Origin of the sequence: Streptomyces sp. NBC_01241, from assembly GCF_041435435.1 — a bacterium.
Taxonomy (GTDB): Bacteria; Actinomycetota; Actinomycetes; order Streptomycetales; family Streptomycetaceae; genus Streptomyces.
The window spans coordinates 904,503-919,968 of record NZ_CP108494.1; the positions used below are offsets into that span (position 1 = coordinate 904,503).

The following is a 15,466-nucleotide window of genomic DNA, read 5'->3' on the forward strand; positions in this document are numbered from 1 at the left end:
GGGTGTGATGGTGAAGACGGCTGGCTGCCACCCGCCGAAGAAGGGAGCGGCGATGTCCGAGGCAGAACCACACCCGGCCGCACCCGCGTCAAGACCCGCGCTGCTGCGCTTCCTCGGCGGCGTCCGGACCGTCACCGGCAGCAAGTTCCTCATCGAGAGCGACCATGCCCGGGTCCTCCTGGACTGCGGCCTCTTCCAAGGCGTCGCGGACCTGCGCCGCCGCAACTGGGCGAAGCTGCCGTGTGACGCCTCATCCATTCACGCCGTGGTCATCACCCATGCCCACCTGGACCACTGCGGCTATCTGCCCCGACTGGTTCGACACGGCTTCCGGGGACCGATCCTGACGAGCGCCCACACCGCCCGGCTCGCCGAAATCGTGCTCCGTGACAGCGCGCGCCTCCAGATGGAGGCGGCCCAGCACGCCAACGAACACGGCTGGTCCAAACACCGGCCCGCCAGACCGCTCTACGACGAAACCGACGTCGATACCACCGTCAGGTTCTTCGACCCCGTCCCGGTCGGCAGCGAAGTCGAGATCATGGCCGGCACCCGGCTCACACTGCACCGCGGTGGACACATCCTCGGCTCGGCCTGGGCCCACCTGACCCTTGAGGACGGCCACACTCTCGCCGCCAGCGGCGACCTCGGCCGCCCCGGCCACCCACTGCTGCTGCCGGCGCAACCGTTCACCGGCGCCGACGTGCTACTGACGGAGTCGACGTACGGCGACCGTCGTCACGAACCCGAGAAAGCCCAGGCCGAATTCGCAGCCGTACTCACACGTACCCTTGCGCGCGGCGGTACCGCCGTCATCCCCGCCTTCGCGATCGACCGCACCGAGGTCGTCCTCCACGAACTCGCCGGGCTGCGCCACAAGGGGATCCTGCCGCAGTCCGTTCCCGTCTATGTGGACAGTCCCATGGCTCTGGCCGCACTCGACGTCTATCGCGACGCGCTGCGTGCGCATTCCTCCGAGATCCGGCCCGAGATTCTCGCCCGAGGCGAACAAGCGATCAGCCCTGCCCCGTTCCTGGCGGCCCGGACCGTCCAGGAGTCCATCGACATCAACAGCACGCCCGGTCCCGCCGTCATCGTGTCCTCGGCCGGCATGGCCACCGGCGGCCGGGTCCTGCACCACCTCCACCGGCTCCTGCCCAATCCACGCAATGCCGTCGTCATCGTCGGTTTCGCAGTCACCGGCACCAGGGCCCGCGACCTCGTCGACGGTGCCCGCACACTCAAGATGTTCGGCGAGTACGTACCCGTACGCGCGGAGGTGGCCGACCTCCCGCACTTCTCGGCACACGCCGATGCCGACCAGATCATGGACTGGCTGCGCGGCGCCCCCGCACCGCGCACGACCTATGTGGTCCACGGCGAGGAGTCGTCGTCCGATGCCCTGCGGGACCGGATCGACCGAGAGCTTGGCTGGACAGCGGTCGTACCCAGACCCGGAGAGGCCGTCCTGGTCCGCTGACCGACTCCGGGCAGCTTGCGCGATCTGACACCACGAGGCTCTCTCGCAGCTCGTTCCCCCCAGCGCGAGGCTGCGAGTGAGGGACGGGAGGCACACCATGAACTCCATGGAGTCTCCGCTCGTCGCGGATTCGACGCCATGGCCGCATCTGACCTGCTCACCCCCACATCAGCAGTCGGCCGCTCACCCGCACCCATCGAGGAACCTGCCATGACCTCCGCCCGGTACACCGTCGACGACGTCATGACGAAGAACGTCATCGCCATCACCCGTGACACGGAATTCAAGGAGATCGCCGCCTGCATGAAACAGTGGAAGGTCACCGCCGTGCCCGTCATCGAAGGCGAGGGCCACGTCGTCGGCGTCGTCTCCGAAGCCGACCTGCTCCCCAAGGAGGAATTCCACGGGCACAGGATGGGCTTGATCGAGCAGATGTACCGACCGGGGGACACCACCAAGGCCGGCGCGGTCCGGGCCGAGGAACTGATGACGAGTCCCGCCATCACGGTGAACCCTGACGTGCCCCTCCCGCAGGCCGCCCGGCTGATGGCCGACCAGCGCGTCAAGCGCCTCCCGGTCGTCGACGCCGACGGCAACCTCAAGGGCATCGTCAGTCGCGCCGATCTCCTCAAGATCTTCCTGCGTCCCGACGACGACCTCGCCGCAGAAATACGCCACGAGGTCGTCGACCGGCTGTTCCCCGCCCCGCACCAAAACGTGAAGGTCAGCGTCACCCGCGGTGTGGCCACACTCACCGGTCGGATCCACGACGCCACCCTCATTCCCGTCGCCGCCCGCCTCGCTCAATCCGTGGAAGGCGTCGTCAACGTGGACTGCCGGCTCGAAAGCCAGGCATCCGCCTAGACCTCGACGGTCCGGCATCCGCCTGGACAGGGAACGGATGTGGCCCTGCCAAAGGGCCATCCGGATCCGAGCGAGGGACGAACGGCCCATACGTGCAGGGCGGCGATCCGCTTCATGCTGAAACCATCGACCATTCCCGACTCCCCGGGAGACCCACGATGCTCACCAGAGCGCTCGACGACACCACACTGGCCGACCTCGTCGCCGATGCCACCGCCGCCCCGTCGATGCACAACGCCCAGCCCTGGCAGTTCCGCTACACCCGCGCCGGCCGCACCCTCACGCTCCGGGCGGACTTCGAGCGCGCCATGCCGGAGGCCGACCCCGCCACCCGCGCACTGCATGTGGGCTGCGGCGCGGCCCTGCTGAATCTGCGGGTGTCTGCCGCCCACCACGGCCTGGAGGCGGTCACCGCGCTGCTACCAGAACCGTCGGACCCGGCCGTACTGGCCACCGTCCGTCTCGGCGTCCGCCCCCACGTTCCGCAGGAGTCCGCGGATGAAGCGCTCGCCGCTCTCCACCCCGCGATCCGGGACCGGCACACCAGCCGCTACCCGTTCGACGAACGGGTCGTCCCCGAAGACGTCCGCGCAGACCTCGCCGGCGCGGCCCGTACCGAGGGCGCGGACTTCGCGTTCCTGACCCCGACCCATCTGGAGACCGTGCTCGAACTGATCCGGGACGCCGAGGGATACGACCGCGGGGACCCGGCACGGGAGGCGGAGCAGGAGCACTGGACCCGGAACACGAAGACCGAGGCGCCCGTCGACGGAATCCCCGACTACGCCTTCGGCCCCCGCGACGCCTCCGAACACGCCACCACCCGCGACTTCGCGGGAACCCGGGTCATACCCGGCCGAGCCCGTGTCCTGTTCGAGAACCGGCCTCAACTGGCCCTGCTGAGCACCCCGGGCGACCGCCCCACGGACTGGCTGCACGCCGGTCAGGCCCTGGAACGCGTACTGCTCACCGCCACGCTCCACCAGGTGTCTGCCTCGTTCGCGACCCAGCCCCTCGAATGGCCCGACCTGCGATGGATCCTGCGCGACCCGGTCTACGGCACGGGACACCCGCAGATGATCATCCGTCTGGGATACGGGCCGAGCGGCCCACGCACACCGCGACGTCCCCTGGACCAGGTACTGACCATCGAACCGTAGAAACCCGCACCGTATGCATCGAGACAGGCAGCCACCCGCACAGGAAAGGCGGTGGGAGCGATGCAGCTCCCGATAGTCGTCGGAGTGGACGGATCGGAGGGCAGTCTCCGTGCCCTGGACTGGGCCGCGGCGGAAGCGGCACGCTCACGGCGCCCCCTGCGCGTCGTCCACGCGTCGCTGTGGGAGCGCTACGAAGGCATGCGTCCCACCTTCGACACCGAGCGTCCGGCCGAGCAGGTCCTCGCCGAGCATCTCGTCGCGTCTGCACAGGAACGTGCGCAACGCCTCCATGCGGAGATGAGCGTGGTCGCCGACGTGCAGCCCGAAGACCCGGTGAACGCGCTGGTGCGCGAGAGCCATGAGGCAGCCCTGGTCGCCGTCGGCTCCCGCGGCCGCGGCCGGATCGCCGGGATGCTCCTGGGGTCCGTCAGCCTCGCCCTCGCGGGCCGGTCCCACTGCCCGGTTGTCGTGATCCCGGCGACCGCACCGAACGCTCAGCCGAAGCCGGGCCGCATCGTCGTCGGAATCGGCGACGCCGCAGGACCGTCGGCAGCCGCCCGTTTCGCACTCGCCCAGGCGACAGCGCGCCACGGCGAGCTGATCGCCGTACGCGCCTGGCGCTGCCCCGCCCACGAAGCTGCGGATCATCCGCTCCTCGCGGGCTCGCCCGCCTCCACGCACCGCCAACAGGCCGAGGAACACCTCGAAGACGTACTGGCGGTACTGGAGCGGACCGAGTCCGATGCCGTTGTCCACCGATCCGTGCTGCAGGGACCCGTGCATCAGGTACTGATCGAAGAGGCCGAGGGCGCAGAACTTCTGGTCGTCGGTGCGCGCCATGCCGACGGCCGCCACGGGCTGCGCCCCGGTCCTGTGAATCACGCGGTGTTGCACTATGCTCCCTGCCCCGTCGCCGTCGTCCCGGACACCCGCTGAGCGCGGCCGCGACACCGGCCCTCCGGGGGGCGCCTTCATCAAGGGTGGGGAACGACGACCGGGCAGTGCGCGTGGTGCAGGACAGTCGCCGACACGACCCGATGACGATCACGTCGGCGTCGGCGGTCGCTGCCACCAGCACCTCGGAAACGGATCCGGCACGAACGACGTGCTCGGTCACCGTGAGGTCCGGGAACTCCTTGCGTGAGGTCCGGGAACTCCGTGAGGTCCAGGAACTCCGTGCGTGAGGTCCCGGGAACTCCGTGCGTACGGGCTCGACGAGCCGGGCAGTCGTTGTCGTCTGAGTTGCGGACGCCGCTCTGCTAACGATTTCGGAACTGCTCGGACAGCTCGGCTTCCACCTCGTCCCACTCCTTCTCCCACCCCTTGCACCTGATGATGTCCACCAGCTTCGTGAAGACTTTCCACACTGCGATGAAAAGTCCCGTCGCCACTACGAAAGACCCTGTTGCCGCCAACCATGCAGATGCAACGGCCTGACCGGGCGTCGCGGGTCCACTGCTGGTGGCCACGCCTTGAGCAGTGGTCCAGATCGGTATCGTGGTGCCGGCCGGGCTCCCCGCCCAGACACTGACCACTGCCGTGCGCGCGGTACCGTCGGGCTGTGTCCACCGGACGGGGGCACGCACCGTTGTCTGCGCTCCGACAACTGCAGTGGGGCCGCCGGCGTCGGAAATGAGCCGTGCCTCAACCTTCCTCGTATCGGAGAGCGTGGCGGCATGACGAGTCTCAGCGTCATGCACGGCACGGCCCGTGGCAGCCGATGCCAGGGGTGCCGCCAGTAGGAAGATCACGACCAAGAGCACCTTGCCCCAGCGCTGGATGCGATCCGAGGCACGGATCGGCAGCCCCCGGGTGCTGGGCGCGCTGTGTCCTTGGCCTTCTCCAGGGGGCACTTCTTCAGTCATGATCCGGCCTCATTCCCCTGCTGTACCGACCCCTTGCCCGTAGTGCGTCGCGAACCTGTGGGCAGGAGCGCTTGCCACCATCCTGTACATCCTGTGTGGTCCGCGGCAGGGGCTGAGCGGGTCGCGGGACCGGGCCGGTCGGCCCAAGCGCCGTGCTGCCCGGTGGCACACGATGGAGTGGCGGAACAGCACGCAGAACAGCGACTGGCCCGGCCGCCGGACCGGACCGGACCCGGATCCCATGAAGGATGTGTGGAGCATGGTGCACGGAGAAAGTCACTCATCGGACAGCGCGCCGGACGCATTCCCGCCGGGAGACCTGGGCCGCCGGGTGACGATGCGCCGCGAGCAGCTGCGGCTCAGCCGTGAGGAGGTGGCCGAGCGGGCCGGATCGGCGCCCGGATACGTCCAGTACGTCGAGGAGCGGCAGGCCACACCCGGCATCGGGTTTCTGCTGCGGCTGGCTCAGGCGCTGGAGACCACCGTGGCCGAGCTGACCGGCAGCACGACGGAGCTGCCGCCGGGCATCGGCCGCGCCGGCTATCACACCGAATTGCTCGAACTCGGCCCGCAGGAGTGCCGTCGGCTGTTGTCCACCCACGGAGTGGGCCGGATCGGTGTGACGACGGACGACGGGCCGGCCATCCTGCCGGTCAACTACGTCGTCGATGGTGACCGGATCGCCTATCGCTGTGCCCCCAACACGCTGCCGGCCACCGCGTCGGACCACCCGGTGGCCTTCGAGGTGGATCACATCGACGAGGCGCTGAGCCAGGGGTGGAGCGTACTTCTCGCCGGTACGGCGGCGACCGTCACCGATCCCGAAGCCTCACGCAGGTTGGACGAACTCGCCTACACCACTCCGTGGGCGGGCGGTCCACGGAATGTATGGATAACCATCACCCCCACCCGCATGACCGGGCGCCGCATTCGTGTGCTCGACAGCCACGCCGCGCCGACCAGTGCTGGACCCCGAGATCCCTCGATGTGACGCCACGGATCGGTCCACGGCAGGGTCCAGGCGCACGATGTCGCGGGTTCCGGCCCACCGACCCACGGCGTACCGGCCCGGTGTGCACCCCGTAGGGCACCACGGGGCACGCCCGAGCGCCCCTCCGAAAGCGCGCACATCGTTCAGAGCAGGCGGTCGGGTGCACACCGTCGGCCAGGAACGGAGGTTCCATGTCAACGGCCAGGAGTCTGTTCGACGTGATCCCGCCCGAGAGCCGGGCCCGTTTGTTCGACGAGGCGGCCCATGAAGTGCCGCTGGTCCTCGACGCACGGCTCTTCGAGGAAGGCAGAAGGGCCGACCGCTTCTGGGTCATCCGCTCCGGACGGGTCGAGGTCGACCTCCATGTGCCCGGGCGCCGTGCGGCGGTCATCGAGACACTGGGACAGGACGATCTGCTGGGCTGGTCCTGGCTGTTCCCCCCGCACGTGTGGCACCTGGGTGCGCACGTGATCCAGGCGGGACAGGCCGTGGAATTCGATGCCGCTGCCGTCCGCTCGCTGTGCGAGGCCGATGCGGTGCTGGGCCGGGCGGTCTACAAGTACGTCGCCGAGACGGTGGCGGAGCGACTGTACGGGACACGGAATAGGCTGCTGCAGCTGTACGGTCCCCGGGCCGAGGCCTCCGAAGACTGAACGGTCCGGGGCATGGGACCGTTCGGCCCTGGTGAGTTCCTCCTGCGCCAACCCACTATGAACGAGGCGGGACTGGGACTGCGCCACCCTTGACAGCGAGGAGGGCCACCATGAGCGACGAGAGAGAGTTCTCGGCTCAGAATCCGATCCGCGTGTTCCTGCTGGACGACCACGAGGTCGTCAGGCGCGGCGTGCAGGACCTTCTCGACGCGGAACCCGACATCCAGGTCGTCGGCGATGCCGGTACAGCCGATCACGCACTGGCCCGCGGCCCGGCGCTCCGCCCCGACGTGGCGATTCTCGACGTGCGGCTGCCGGACGGTGATGGGATCACGGTCTGCCGTGAGCTGCGCTCGCGGATGCCGGAACTGGCCTGCCTCATGCTCACCTCGTTCGACGACGACGAAGCACTGCTCGACGCCATCATGGCCGGCGCGGCCGGCTACGTACTCAAGGAGATCAAGGGTGCGGACCTCGTCACCGCCGTCCGCACCCTGGCTTCCGGGCGCTCGACCCTCGACCCGTCGACCACGGCACGGCTGATGAACAGCCTGCGCGAGGAGGAATCCGGCACCGGCCCCGAGGAGGACGACGCGCTGTCCGGGCTGTCCCCGCGGGAGAAGGACGTCCTCGCGCTGATCGGTGAAGGACTGACCAACAGCCAGATCGGCAAACGCCTCTATCTGTCGGAGAAGACGGTCAAGAACCACATCTCCCGTCTGCTGGCCAAGCTCGGTGTCGAGCGCCGCATCCAGGCGGCCGTGATCGCCGCGCACGCCACGGAACCCTCCCCGCCCGGCGCCGGACACCATTAGATCTGTCCGCACCGCCTCTCGAAACCGTGCGGCGCACCACGAGGCGCCCCGGTGTCGGCATCAGGAGAGTCTCAGCGGCACCCGCCAGCTCAGCCGGGTGCCGCCCTGCGAGGACGCCCCCACGTTCATCTCGCCGCCGAGTCTCGCGGCGCGCCGCGCGAGGTTGTCGAGCCCGCTTCGGGAACCGCCGTGCTCGGGCATGCCCACTCCGTTGTCGGACACGACCAGGTTCACCTCCCCTTTTCCCACCACCAGGGAGATGTCCACCGCCGTCGCCCGTGCGTGGCGGGCGACGTTGCTCAGCGCCTCGCCGAGGACCGCGATCACCTGCTCGGCGGTCTCGGCCGGCACATCCGTATCGATCAGCCCGCCCATCCGCAGGGACGGCTGGAAGCCCAGGGTCCGTGCGGTCTGCTCGACCGTGGTCGCCGCCCGGGCGCGCAGCCCCTGGCCCGTACGGCCCGAGTCACGGGCACGGAGCCCGAAAATGGTGGACCGGATGATCTTGATGGTCTCGTCCAGGTCGTCCACCGCGCGCAGCAGCCGCTCGCTCGCCTGCGGCTGTTCCACGAGCCGCACCACGCTCTGCAGCGTCATCCCGGTGGCGAACAGCCGTTGAATGGCCAGGTCGTGCAGATCCCTGGCGATGCGGTCGCGTTCCTCCAGCAGGACTATCTGCTTGGCGGACTCGCGTCGTTCGGTGAGTTCCATCGCCAGGGCCGCTTGTCCGGCGAACAACAGCAGGGGCGTGGTCTCCGAATCGGTGAAGGCGGGACGGTTCCGTACCCGGGCCAGCAGCAGTACCCCACGGGTCCGCTCCCCCGTCACCATCGGGACCGCGACAGCCGGGCCGAGCCCGGGCCACCTCGGGGGGCCTTCGGTGATCCTGGGGTCGTGTGCGACATCCAGGCTGGTAATCGGTTCGCCCGCGTCGAGAGCCGCGCCGACGAACGATCCCTCACGTGGCAGGATCAGACCGCGATGCATCTCGGCGTCCACGCCCGATGCCAGTACCACACGGAGGGACTTTCCCTCGGCGTCGGCGGGAAGTGCCAGGACGCCGAGATCCGCGCCGAGAATACGCGAGGAGTGATCGACGACCATGTGCAGGATGTGTGTGTCGTCCTCTCCGCTCAGGAGGCCCGCGACGATCTCGCTGTTGGCTTCCTGCCAGCGTTGACGGTCGCGCGTCTGCGCATACAGACGGGCGTTCTCGATGGCGACTCCCGCTGCCACCGCGAGTGTCGAGAGCACGGTCTCGTCCTCGGCGTCGAATTCGCGGCCGCCCCGTTTCTCGGTGAGGTACAGGTTGCCGAACACCTTGTCGCGGACCCGGATGGGAACCCCCAGGAACGAGTGCATCCGGGGATGGTTCGGCGGAAACCCGTAGGACGACGGATGTTCGGAGATTTCCGCGAGCCGCAGCGGCTCGGGATGGCGGATCAGCTCGCCGAGGATGCCGTGGCCTTCGGGCAGGGGGCCGATGGCCTCGCGCTGGTTCCGCGTGATGCCCACCGGCAGGAACTGCGTGAGCCGGGTTCCCTCACCAACGACTCCCAGGGCTCCGTACTCGGCATCGACCACAATGGCCGCAGCCTCGACGATGCGGTGCAGCACCTGGGGCAGGTCGAGCCCTCTGCCCACTGACATGACGGCGTTCAACAGGAGGGCCGCCTCGGCCGGGCTGCGCTTCACGGTGTCGAGGCGCCCCTGGAGGCCCTCCGGCAACGTGCTCAGCCGGCGGCGCTCCTCGCCGCAGTGTTCAGTTCCTTTGTCGCCCACGGTGCCTCCGTCTCGCCCCGCACATCCCGGGACCGGCCACATCTCCACGTTAGTGGCCGCGCGCCGAGAAGCACCTGGTGGAAGTGACCCGGCCAGGTGCCCTATGCCCCTGCGGGCCAGGCGGCGAGGCCCGGAACGGCGACACAGAATCGGAGAGAGGAAGCCGGCCCCTGGGGGGCGAGAATCCACCCATTCAGTCCCCCTCCGGACCTCCAAGATCGCGCCATGAGCCCCCACGGCCGGCACGTCCTGAGCGTCCCGCCCATCGAAACCTTCGAGGGCAGATCGCGCAGGGCGGCGTGGGTCGCGATGCCCCGTTCAGGGAGATCGTGGAGACCATACGGCAGTGGCGAACCAGCACCCTGCCGGTGCCATCGGCCGGCCGCGTCATCGGAGCCGCGTCTGGTACCGCATCCCCGGAAGGAACTGCGCGTTGCCGCCGACTACACGACGGCTTCCAAGCGCCCGGCGCGGGTCGGTTCGCTGCCCATCTCCGGAACTGTCCCCGCCCCGCGCAGGGTCGTTCCAGGCGGTGATCTCACACTGCACCGTCAAGAACACGCTCGAAGTCCCTCACGAGATCACCGTCACGCTGGGCCACAGCTCGGGTACCCGGTCGAGTGAGAGACCGGACAACGAGTGCGTGGACCGCGTGCCTGCCGACGGAGTCGAGACTCCTGCGTCACCCAGTGACAGGGTTCAGGTGGTCGGTCACTTCGGTCACGTCGTCGATTTCCTTGATCTCCGCGAGGAGCCGCGGGACATCGGCTTCCACCATCCGGCCACTGACGTCCACCACGCCGTTGCGCACGGTGACCTCAACGGTGTTCCGCGCAGCCGGAAAGTCCTCGGCGAGGATCCTCGACTCAATCTCCTCACGAATCCCACCATCATCGCGTATCAGCGCGTTGAGCAGTGCGTTCCTGTGTACGACACCGATCAGGCGGCCCTCATGGTCCGTCACCGGCAGGCGCTTGAGACGCGACAGGGACGTGAGCCAGGTGGCTTCGGCAACGGTCGAACCAGGGAACACGGTGACGGCCGGAGTGGTCATCAGCGCCTCGGCGGTCTCGGCCCGGGCCTTGTCGTGCAGCCGCCGTTCCCTCAGCCGGCCGATCGCGCCGGGTTCATATCCGGACGCCTCGACCGCGGCCTTCGCCAGCAGGTCGGACACCGACACCACACCCATCACCCGGTCGTCGTCGTCGACCACCGGCAGGGACCCGACGTTTTCACGGGTAAGGCTCCGGGCGATGTCCAGGAACGGCATGTCGCCGTGCACCGATGCGGCCGGTACATCCATGACGTCACGGACCAGCAGAGGCGCGGATTCGGCATCGGACACGGGCTCGGCGGACTCCTTCACCCGCCCGGACGGAGCCGACTCGGGAGCGGTCGGGCGCCGTGCCGCCGCCTGCTTGGCGGACACCGTGGCCACCGTCCCAAGGTAGCGCAACAACATTTCCTGCCGTAGTGGTTCGTCGGACCTCCATGCCTTCCCCGACACCGAGCGGCGAGCTTCGGCCCCTGCCGCGATGTTCTCACGCTCAGTCATGGTGGGCTCCTCACTCTGGCCGAGCCGGCCTACGTTCCCAGTCTTCCGCTGCTGCGGCCGACACCAAGGGCCGGTCGGCCCACGCGGGCCGGCGGACGGCAGGCGCGCACGAAGTCGAGCTCGGCATCCGTTGCGGGGGAAGCCCCTGTGACACCCCACTGACGCCGCTACGACTCATCGCCCTGTACGGGGTGAGGTGCCACGGCGGCTTCGGTGCGGGGGCCGAACACTCACCGCTGGGACGTACCCGAGGGCCGTCTCTTCGAGCAGGACCGGGGCGTCGCCACTGGTGGTCACTTCGCGGCGCACACGACCTCGACGAAGTGACCCACCTGCTCCTCCGGTAGGCGATTTGCGAGGTCCGCCTCGCTGATCATGCCGACCAGGCGATGATTCTCGATGACCGGCAACCGCCGGATCTTGTGCTCCTCCATGGTCCGCAGAACGTCATCCGTGTCGGCCCCGGCGTCGATGCTGATCGGCTTGCCCTGCTCGAGCATGCCCGCGGTCATTCTCTTCGGGTCCTTGCCCTTGGCGAGACACTTCACCACGATGTCGCGGTCGGTGATGATCCCGTGGAGCCTGTCGTCCGGCCCGCAGACCGGGAGGGCTCCGATGTCCAGCTCACTCATCCGGCGCGCTGCGTCCTCCAGCGTCTCGTTCTCCTGGATGCACGTTGCACCAGCGTGCATGATCTCCCGTGCAGTGCTCATGGCCGTCTCCTTCGAGCCTCAGCGTCTACGCGGGCAGAGCCCATGGGTTCGGGCACGCCCGTAATCGGTCCTCCTTGAAGCCAGTGTGGATTCTTCGTATCCCGTACGCATGCCGGCGAAGGGGAGCCACCAAGTGAGCCCTCGCTGCAAGAAGGCTGACGGCCAGGTCACGGCTGCCGCTGTACGGCCCGGCCGGATGCCGCCGGCCGGACCCGCCCCGGCCCCGGGGTGACCGGCGAGGGACCGAACAGCCACCGTGTGGACGCCAGAGGGCCCGAACGGCCCGAAGAGCGAGGCCAATGGGCACTGGCGCACTACCGGTACGCATGGATAGTGGAAGAGTCCCCAGGAGGTGAGCCACGGTGATGTATTGGAATGGTGGCTGGGCCTGGATGGCCCTCATGCCCATACTGTGAATCGCATTGATCAGCCTTGCGGTGTGGGCGGTCATGCGTCTGACGCAGCACTCGGCTGGTCGCCACGACGCCACGGAACCCCGAAATACACCGAGGGAAACGCCGGAGGAGATCCTCGACCGCCGCTTCGCCTCCGGCGAGATCGATGCGGAAGCGTACACCGAGGCGCGCAAACGTCTCGCCGTCCACCGGCCGGGACCCCGGTGACCGGGCTGCGGGGTCATTGGCTGCCGCTCACCGTGCTGGTTGCGGTGGTGGTGACGCCGGTGCGAATGAGGAAGCGCGAGACCTCGCCCGCGTGCTCGGGCCCGGACGGACCTGACGTCGGCGTCAGGTGACACCAGGACAGCCTTACCAGGTGTTACCACGGTATGCGCGCCTCAGCTCACTGGTGGGCGCTCAGGGAACCGCCGTTCCACGGTAGCCCCGCCGAGGCGGGAGCCCAGGCAACACCGTGCACGGGGCCCGCGGTTGTGTGTCGGCGGGTTCCTTCTGCACCGGACGACCGGCGAGGGCCGCGACGATGTCGGCTGCGGTGAGCACCCCGGCGAGACGCCCGTCTTCCTCCAGCACCGGCAGGGCGTCGGCTTCGGTACAGCTCATGAGGTCGGCTGCGTGGCGTACGGTCTGCTCGGCATGTACGAGCGCCGACCTATGGGCGGGCAGGAGGTCGCCCACACGCAGGCCGGACAGTGAGGCGGCCGGCGCCGCACAGGCGACCGCCACGTCGGCTCTGTCCAGCAGGCCGGCACAGCGGCCGTCCGGACGCACGACCGGAAGGTGCCGGGAGCCGGATCGCTCCAGCAACTCCCAGGCCACGAGGACGGTTTCGTCGACATCGATCGTGACCACAGCGGTGCGCATCACGACGGCGACCGTCCGCGCCAAGACCTCCTGCTCACCGTGGACCGCCCCCGGCTGCAGCTCCTCCATGGTCGCCTCCTTCTTGTTTGCGAGCGTCGCCGCGGCGTCACGGGGAGGGCGTCGGCTTCCCTTCCGCCGTGGGGTGGCGACCGTCCGGCGGCTGTTGCTGTTGGAGTACGTAGAGGACCACGGATCCGTCGACGGTCTCGCGGGTGGTGAGCAGACCGGCAAGGGTGTCCAGCGCCTCCCGGTGGTCGCGCAGCAGAACCACTGCGCGTTCCTCGGCCTGCCGCAGCAGGCGGGCGGTCTCCTCGTCGACGATGCGTTGGGTCTGCTCGGAATAGGGCCGGTGCAGTGTCTCTTCGGTGCTCTCGCCGCCGAGGTAGCGGGGAGCTCCGGAGCCGTATCCGATGGGGCCGAGGGCCGGGGACAGGCCGAACTCGCGGACCATCCGGGCGGCGAGCTGGGTGGCGCCGGCCAGGTCGTCGGCGGCGCCGGTCGAGCCCTCGCCGAAGACGACCAGTTCGGCCGCGCGGCCGCCGAGCCGGACGGTCAGCAGGTCGGTCAGATAGCTCTCGCTGTACAGGTGCCGTTCGGCCTCCGGGAGCTGCTCAGTGGCACCCAGCGAAGGCCCGGAGGGCAGGATGGTGACCTTGGCGACCGGGTCGGCGTGCTCGCACAGGGCCGCCATGAGCGCGTGTCCGGATTCGTGGACGGCCACGGAGTGCCGTTCCTCGGGCAGCAGGGCGTTGGTGGACTCCCGCCGCCCCAGCAGCAGCCGGTCGCGGGCGTCGCCGAGACCCTGGGCGTCGATGACGGCGCCCCCTGCCCGGACGGCGTTGATGGCGGCCTCGTTGACCAGATTGGCGAGGTCAGCGCCAGAGAAACCGGGCGTGGCCCGGGCGACGGTGTCCCAGTCGACGTCCGGTGCCAGGGTCTTGCCGCGGGCGTGGACGGCCAGGATGGCCGCCCGTTCGGCCTGGTTGGGCAGCGGCACGGTCACGTGCCGGTCGAAGCGGCCGGGGCGCAGCAGCGCCGGGTCGAGGGCCTCGGGCCGGTTGGTCGCGGCCAGGACGACGATGCCGCTGGTCTGGTCGAAGCCGTCCATCTCGGCGAGGAGTTGGTTGAGGGTCTGCTCGCGTTCGTCGTTGCCGCCCAGCCGGCCAGCCCCGCCGCGACGGCTGCCGACGGCGTCGATCTCGTCGATGAAGATGATCGAGGGGGCCCGTTTGCGCGCCTCAGCGAACAGGTCGCGCACCCGGGAGGCCCCGACACCGACGAACATCTCCACGAACGCCGAGCCGGTCACCGACAGGAACGGGACCTCCGCCTCACCGGCCACCGCGCGGGCGATGAGGGTCTTGCCGGTGCCCGGCGGGCCCACCATGATCACACCACGTGGTCCCTTGGCTCCCGCGACCGCGTAGCGCTCGGGGCTGCGCAGGAAGTCGACGATCTCGCTGATCTCCTGCTTGACGCCCCCGTAGCCCGCGACGTCCTCGAAGCGGGTGGTCGGCCGCTCGGTCTCGATGATCTTGGCGCGGGCCCGCCCGATGACACTGAGCCCCCCGCCCATGGTCCTTGCTGCCTGGCGGCCGGCCCACACGAACAGAGCGACGATGAACAGAAGCGGCAGGAACAGCACCAGCAGTGTCCCGAGGGGGCTGCCGCTGCTGCTCCGGGACGCGGTGATCTCCACGTTCTTGGACTGCAACTGCTGCTCCAGGCGGCTGTTGTCCAAAGCGGTGGGTATCCGCGTGGTGAATTTCTTACCGTCCTTGAGGGTTCCCTTGATGGCGCCCTTGTCGTCGATGTCGACCGTCTTCACCTGACCGACGCTCACCTTGCCGACGAACTCGCTGTACGACAGCGACGCACCCCCCTGGGGGGAGGGAGTCCGCATCAGCACCACGAGCAGCAAGACCAACGCGGCGACGGGCAGTAGCCAACGAGACCAGGAAGGCCCCGGCGAAGGCGCCGGCGGCTTGGGCGCCTCGCGTGGGGGCCCCGGTTTGGCCGAGCGCGACAGATACCGGCCTGACAGACGGACTGATGTGATCACCGGACGGCTCCCTTGGCGGAAGGACGAACCTCGGGCGAGACCGTTCCCGCAATTCGAAGAGGCGTGGATCGCAGGTGTGCGTCCCACTTCCAGGATCAACGCCTTCTCCGCCATCGGCAGGAGCGAACGCACCGAGTCAGGGCCTGGTCACGCGCGGTCCCGACCGGAGAAACCAGCAGACCAGGACCAGGAGTCCTCGCCTGTCCCACACAGCCCATGGGTGACAAGTCCAGAAAGTATTTTCAG

The 15,466-nt window shown here is 69.0% G+C and carries 14 protein-coding genes; 8 read left to right on the forward strand and 6 right to left on the reverse strand.

Annotation, left to right across the window (positions count from 1 at the left end):
• The first annotated feature begins 52 nt into the window (after positions 1-52).
• From OG306_RS03540 to OG306_RS03555, 4 genes are all read left to right on the forward strand, one after another.
• The gene (locus OG306_RS03540; protein WP_266744586.1) at positions 53-1,480 is read left to right on the forward strand and encodes an MBL fold metallo-hydrolase RNA specificity domain-containing protein; all 1,428 of its coding nucleotides are present in this window, start codon (positions 53-55) and stop codon (positions 1,478-1,480) included.
• Between the two features lie 210 nt (positions 1,481-1,690).
• The gene (locus OG306_RS03545) at positions 1,691-2,344 is read left to right on the forward strand and encodes a CBS domain-containing protein (RefSeq protein WP_371665115.1); all 654 of its coding nucleotides are present in this window, start codon (positions 1,691-1,693) and stop codon (positions 2,342-2,344) included.
• 158 nt (positions 2,345-2,502) lie between these two features.
• Positions 2,503-3,504: an Acg family FMN-binding oxidoreductase gene (locus OG306_RS03550; protein ID WP_266744588.1), complete on the forward strand. Its 1,002-nt coding sequence runs from the start codon at positions 2,503-2,505 to the stop codon at positions 3,502-3,504.
• Positions 3,505-3,564: 60 nt separating this feature from the next.
• Positions 3,565-4,440 (forward strand): universal stress protein, encoded by an 876-nt coding sequence (locus OG306_RS03555; protein ID WP_266744589.1) that lies wholly within the window; start codon positions 3,565-3,567, stop codon positions 4,438-4,440.
• A 323-nt stretch (positions 4,441-4,763) separates the two neighbouring features.
• Here OG306_RS03555 and OG306_RS03560 read toward each other — a convergent pair whose 3' ends face one another.
• Positions 4,764-5,369: an Rv1733c family protein gene (locus OG306_RS03560; protein WP_266744590.1), complete on the reverse strand. Its 606-nt coding sequence runs from the start codon at positions 5,367-5,369 to the stop codon at positions 4,764-4,766.
• Positions 5,370-5,628: 259 nt separating this feature from the next.
• Between OG306_RS03560 and OG306_RS03565 the strand changes: the two genes are divergently transcribed.
• The 3 genes from OG306_RS03565 to OG306_RS03575 all read left to right on the forward strand — a co-directional run bounded on the left by OG306_RS03565 (position 5,629) and on the right by OG306_RS03575 (position 7,828).
• Positions 5,629-6,360, forward strand: coding sequence for a helix-turn-helix domain-containing protein (locus OG306_RS03565; RefSeq protein ID WP_371665116.1), 732 nt, complete (start codon positions 5,629-5,631; stop codon positions 6,358-6,360).
• Positions 6,361-6,551: 191 nt separating this feature from the next.
• Complete coding sequence (locus OG306_RS03570) at positions 6,552-7,013, forward strand: Crp/Fnr family transcriptional regulator (protein ID WP_266744592.1); 462 nt, start codon at positions 6,552-6,554, stop codon at positions 7,011-7,013.
• Positions 7,014-7,123: 110 nt separating this feature from the next.
• Positions 7,124-7,828 carry a response regulator gene (locus OG306_RS03575; protein ID WP_266744593.1) on the forward strand — a complete coding sequence of 235 codons (705 nt, stop codon included), beginning with the start codon at positions 7,124-7,126 and terminating at the stop codon, positions 7,826-7,828.
• 60 nt (positions 7,829-7,888) lie between these two features.
• Here OG306_RS03575 and OG306_RS03580 read toward each other — a convergent pair whose 3' ends face one another.
• From OG306_RS03580 to OG306_RS03590, 3 genes are all read right to left on the reverse strand, one after another.
• Positions 7,889-9,610, reverse strand: a complete 1,722-nt coding sequence (locus OG306_RS03580) for a GAF domain-containing protein (protein ID WP_432762229.1) — start codon at positions 9,608-9,610, stop codon at positions 7,889-7,891.
• Between the two features lie 682 nt (positions 9,611-10,292).
• Positions 10,293-11,165 carry a CBS domain-containing protein gene (locus tag OG306_RS03585; RefSeq protein WP_266907378.1) on the reverse strand — a complete coding sequence of 291 codons (873 nt, stop codon included), beginning with the start codon at positions 11,163-11,165 and terminating at the stop codon, positions 10,293-10,295.
• A gap of 293 nt (positions 11,166-11,458) precedes the next feature.
• The gene (locus OG306_RS03590; RefSeq protein ID WP_266744596.1) at positions 11,459-11,878 is read right to left on the reverse strand and encodes a CBS domain-containing protein; all 420 of its coding nucleotides are present in this window, start codon (positions 11,876-11,878) and stop codon (positions 11,459-11,461) included.
• A gap of 449 nt (positions 11,879-12,327) precedes the next feature.
• Between OG306_RS03590 and OG306_RS03595 the strand changes: the two genes are divergently transcribed.
• Positions 12,328-12,501 (forward strand): SHOCT domain-containing protein, encoded by a 174-nt coding sequence (locus OG306_RS03595; RefSeq protein ID WP_327259502.1) that lies wholly within the window; start codon positions 12,328-12,330, stop codon positions 12,499-12,501.
• Between the two features lie 192 nt (positions 12,502-12,693).
• On the opposite strand, the gene OG306_RS03600 is transcribed toward OG306_RS03595, so the two are convergent.
• Both OG306_RS03600 and ftsH read right to left on the reverse strand, forming a co-directional pair.
• Entirely contained in the window at positions 12,694-13,227 is a 534-nt protein-coding gene (locus OG306_RS03600) for a CBS domain-containing protein (RefSeq protein WP_266744597.1), read from the reverse strand.
• 37 nt (positions 13,228-13,264) lie between these two features.
• Positions 13,265-15,220 carry an ATP-dependent zinc metalloprotease FtsH gene (ftsH, locus tag OG306_RS03605; protein ID WP_371665118.1) on the reverse strand — a complete coding sequence of 652 codons (1,956 nt, stop codon included), beginning with the start codon at positions 15,218-15,220 and terminating at the stop codon, positions 13,265-13,267.
• Positions 15,221-15,466 lie beyond the last annotated feature (246 nt).

What these genes read in the sequence shown, in the direction of transcription:
- OG306_RS03540 (WP_266744586.1), top strand. Translation starts at nt 53, where the DNA reads ATGTCCGAGGCAGAACCACACCCGGCCGCACCCGCGTCAAGACCCGCG.
- OG306_RS03545 (WP_371665115.1), top strand. Translation starts at nt 1,691, where the DNA reads ATGACCTCCGCCCGGTACACCGTCGACGACGTCATGACGAAGAACGTC.
- OG306_RS03550 (WP_266744588.1), top strand. Translation starts at nt 2,503, where the DNA reads ATGCTCACCAGAGCGCTCGACGACACCACACTGGCCGACCTCGTCGCC.
- OG306_RS03555 (WP_266744589.1), top strand. Translation starts at nt 3,565, where the DNA reads ATGCAGCTCCCGATAGTCGTCGGAGTGGACGGATCGGAGGGCAGTCTC.
- OG306_RS03560 (WP_266744590.1), bottom strand. Translation starts at nt 5,369, where the DNA reads ATGACTGAAGAAGTGCCCCCTGGAGAAGGCCAAGGACACAGCGCGCCC.
- OG306_RS03565 (WP_371665116.1), top strand. Translation starts at nt 5,629, where the DNA reads ATGGTGCACGGAGAAAGTCACTCATCGGACAGCGCGCCGGACGCATTC.
- OG306_RS03570 (WP_266744592.1), top strand. Translation starts at nt 6,552, where the DNA reads ATGTCAACGGCCAGGAGTCTGTTCGACGTGATCCCGCCCGAGAGCCGG.
- OG306_RS03575 (WP_266744593.1), top strand. Translation starts at nt 7,124, where the DNA reads ATGAGCGACGAGAGAGAGTTCTCGGCTCAGAATCCGATCCGCGTGTTC.
- OG306_RS03585 (WP_266907378.1), bottom strand. Translation starts at nt 11,165, where the DNA reads ATGACTGAGCGTGAGAACATCGCGGCAGGGGCCGAAGCTCGCCGCTCG.
- OG306_RS03590 (WP_266744596.1), bottom strand. Translation starts at nt 11,878, where the DNA reads ATGAGCACTGCACGGGAGATCATGCACGCTGGTGCAACGTGCATCCAG.
- OG306_RS03595 (WP_327259502.1), top strand. Translation starts at nt 12,328, where the DNA reads ATGCGTCTGACGCAGCACTCGGCTGGTCGCCACGACGCCACGGAACCC.
- OG306_RS03600 (WP_266744597.1), bottom strand. Translation starts at nt 13,227, where the DNA reads ATGGAGGAGCTGCAGCCGGGGGCGGTCCACGGTGAGCAGGAGGTCTTG.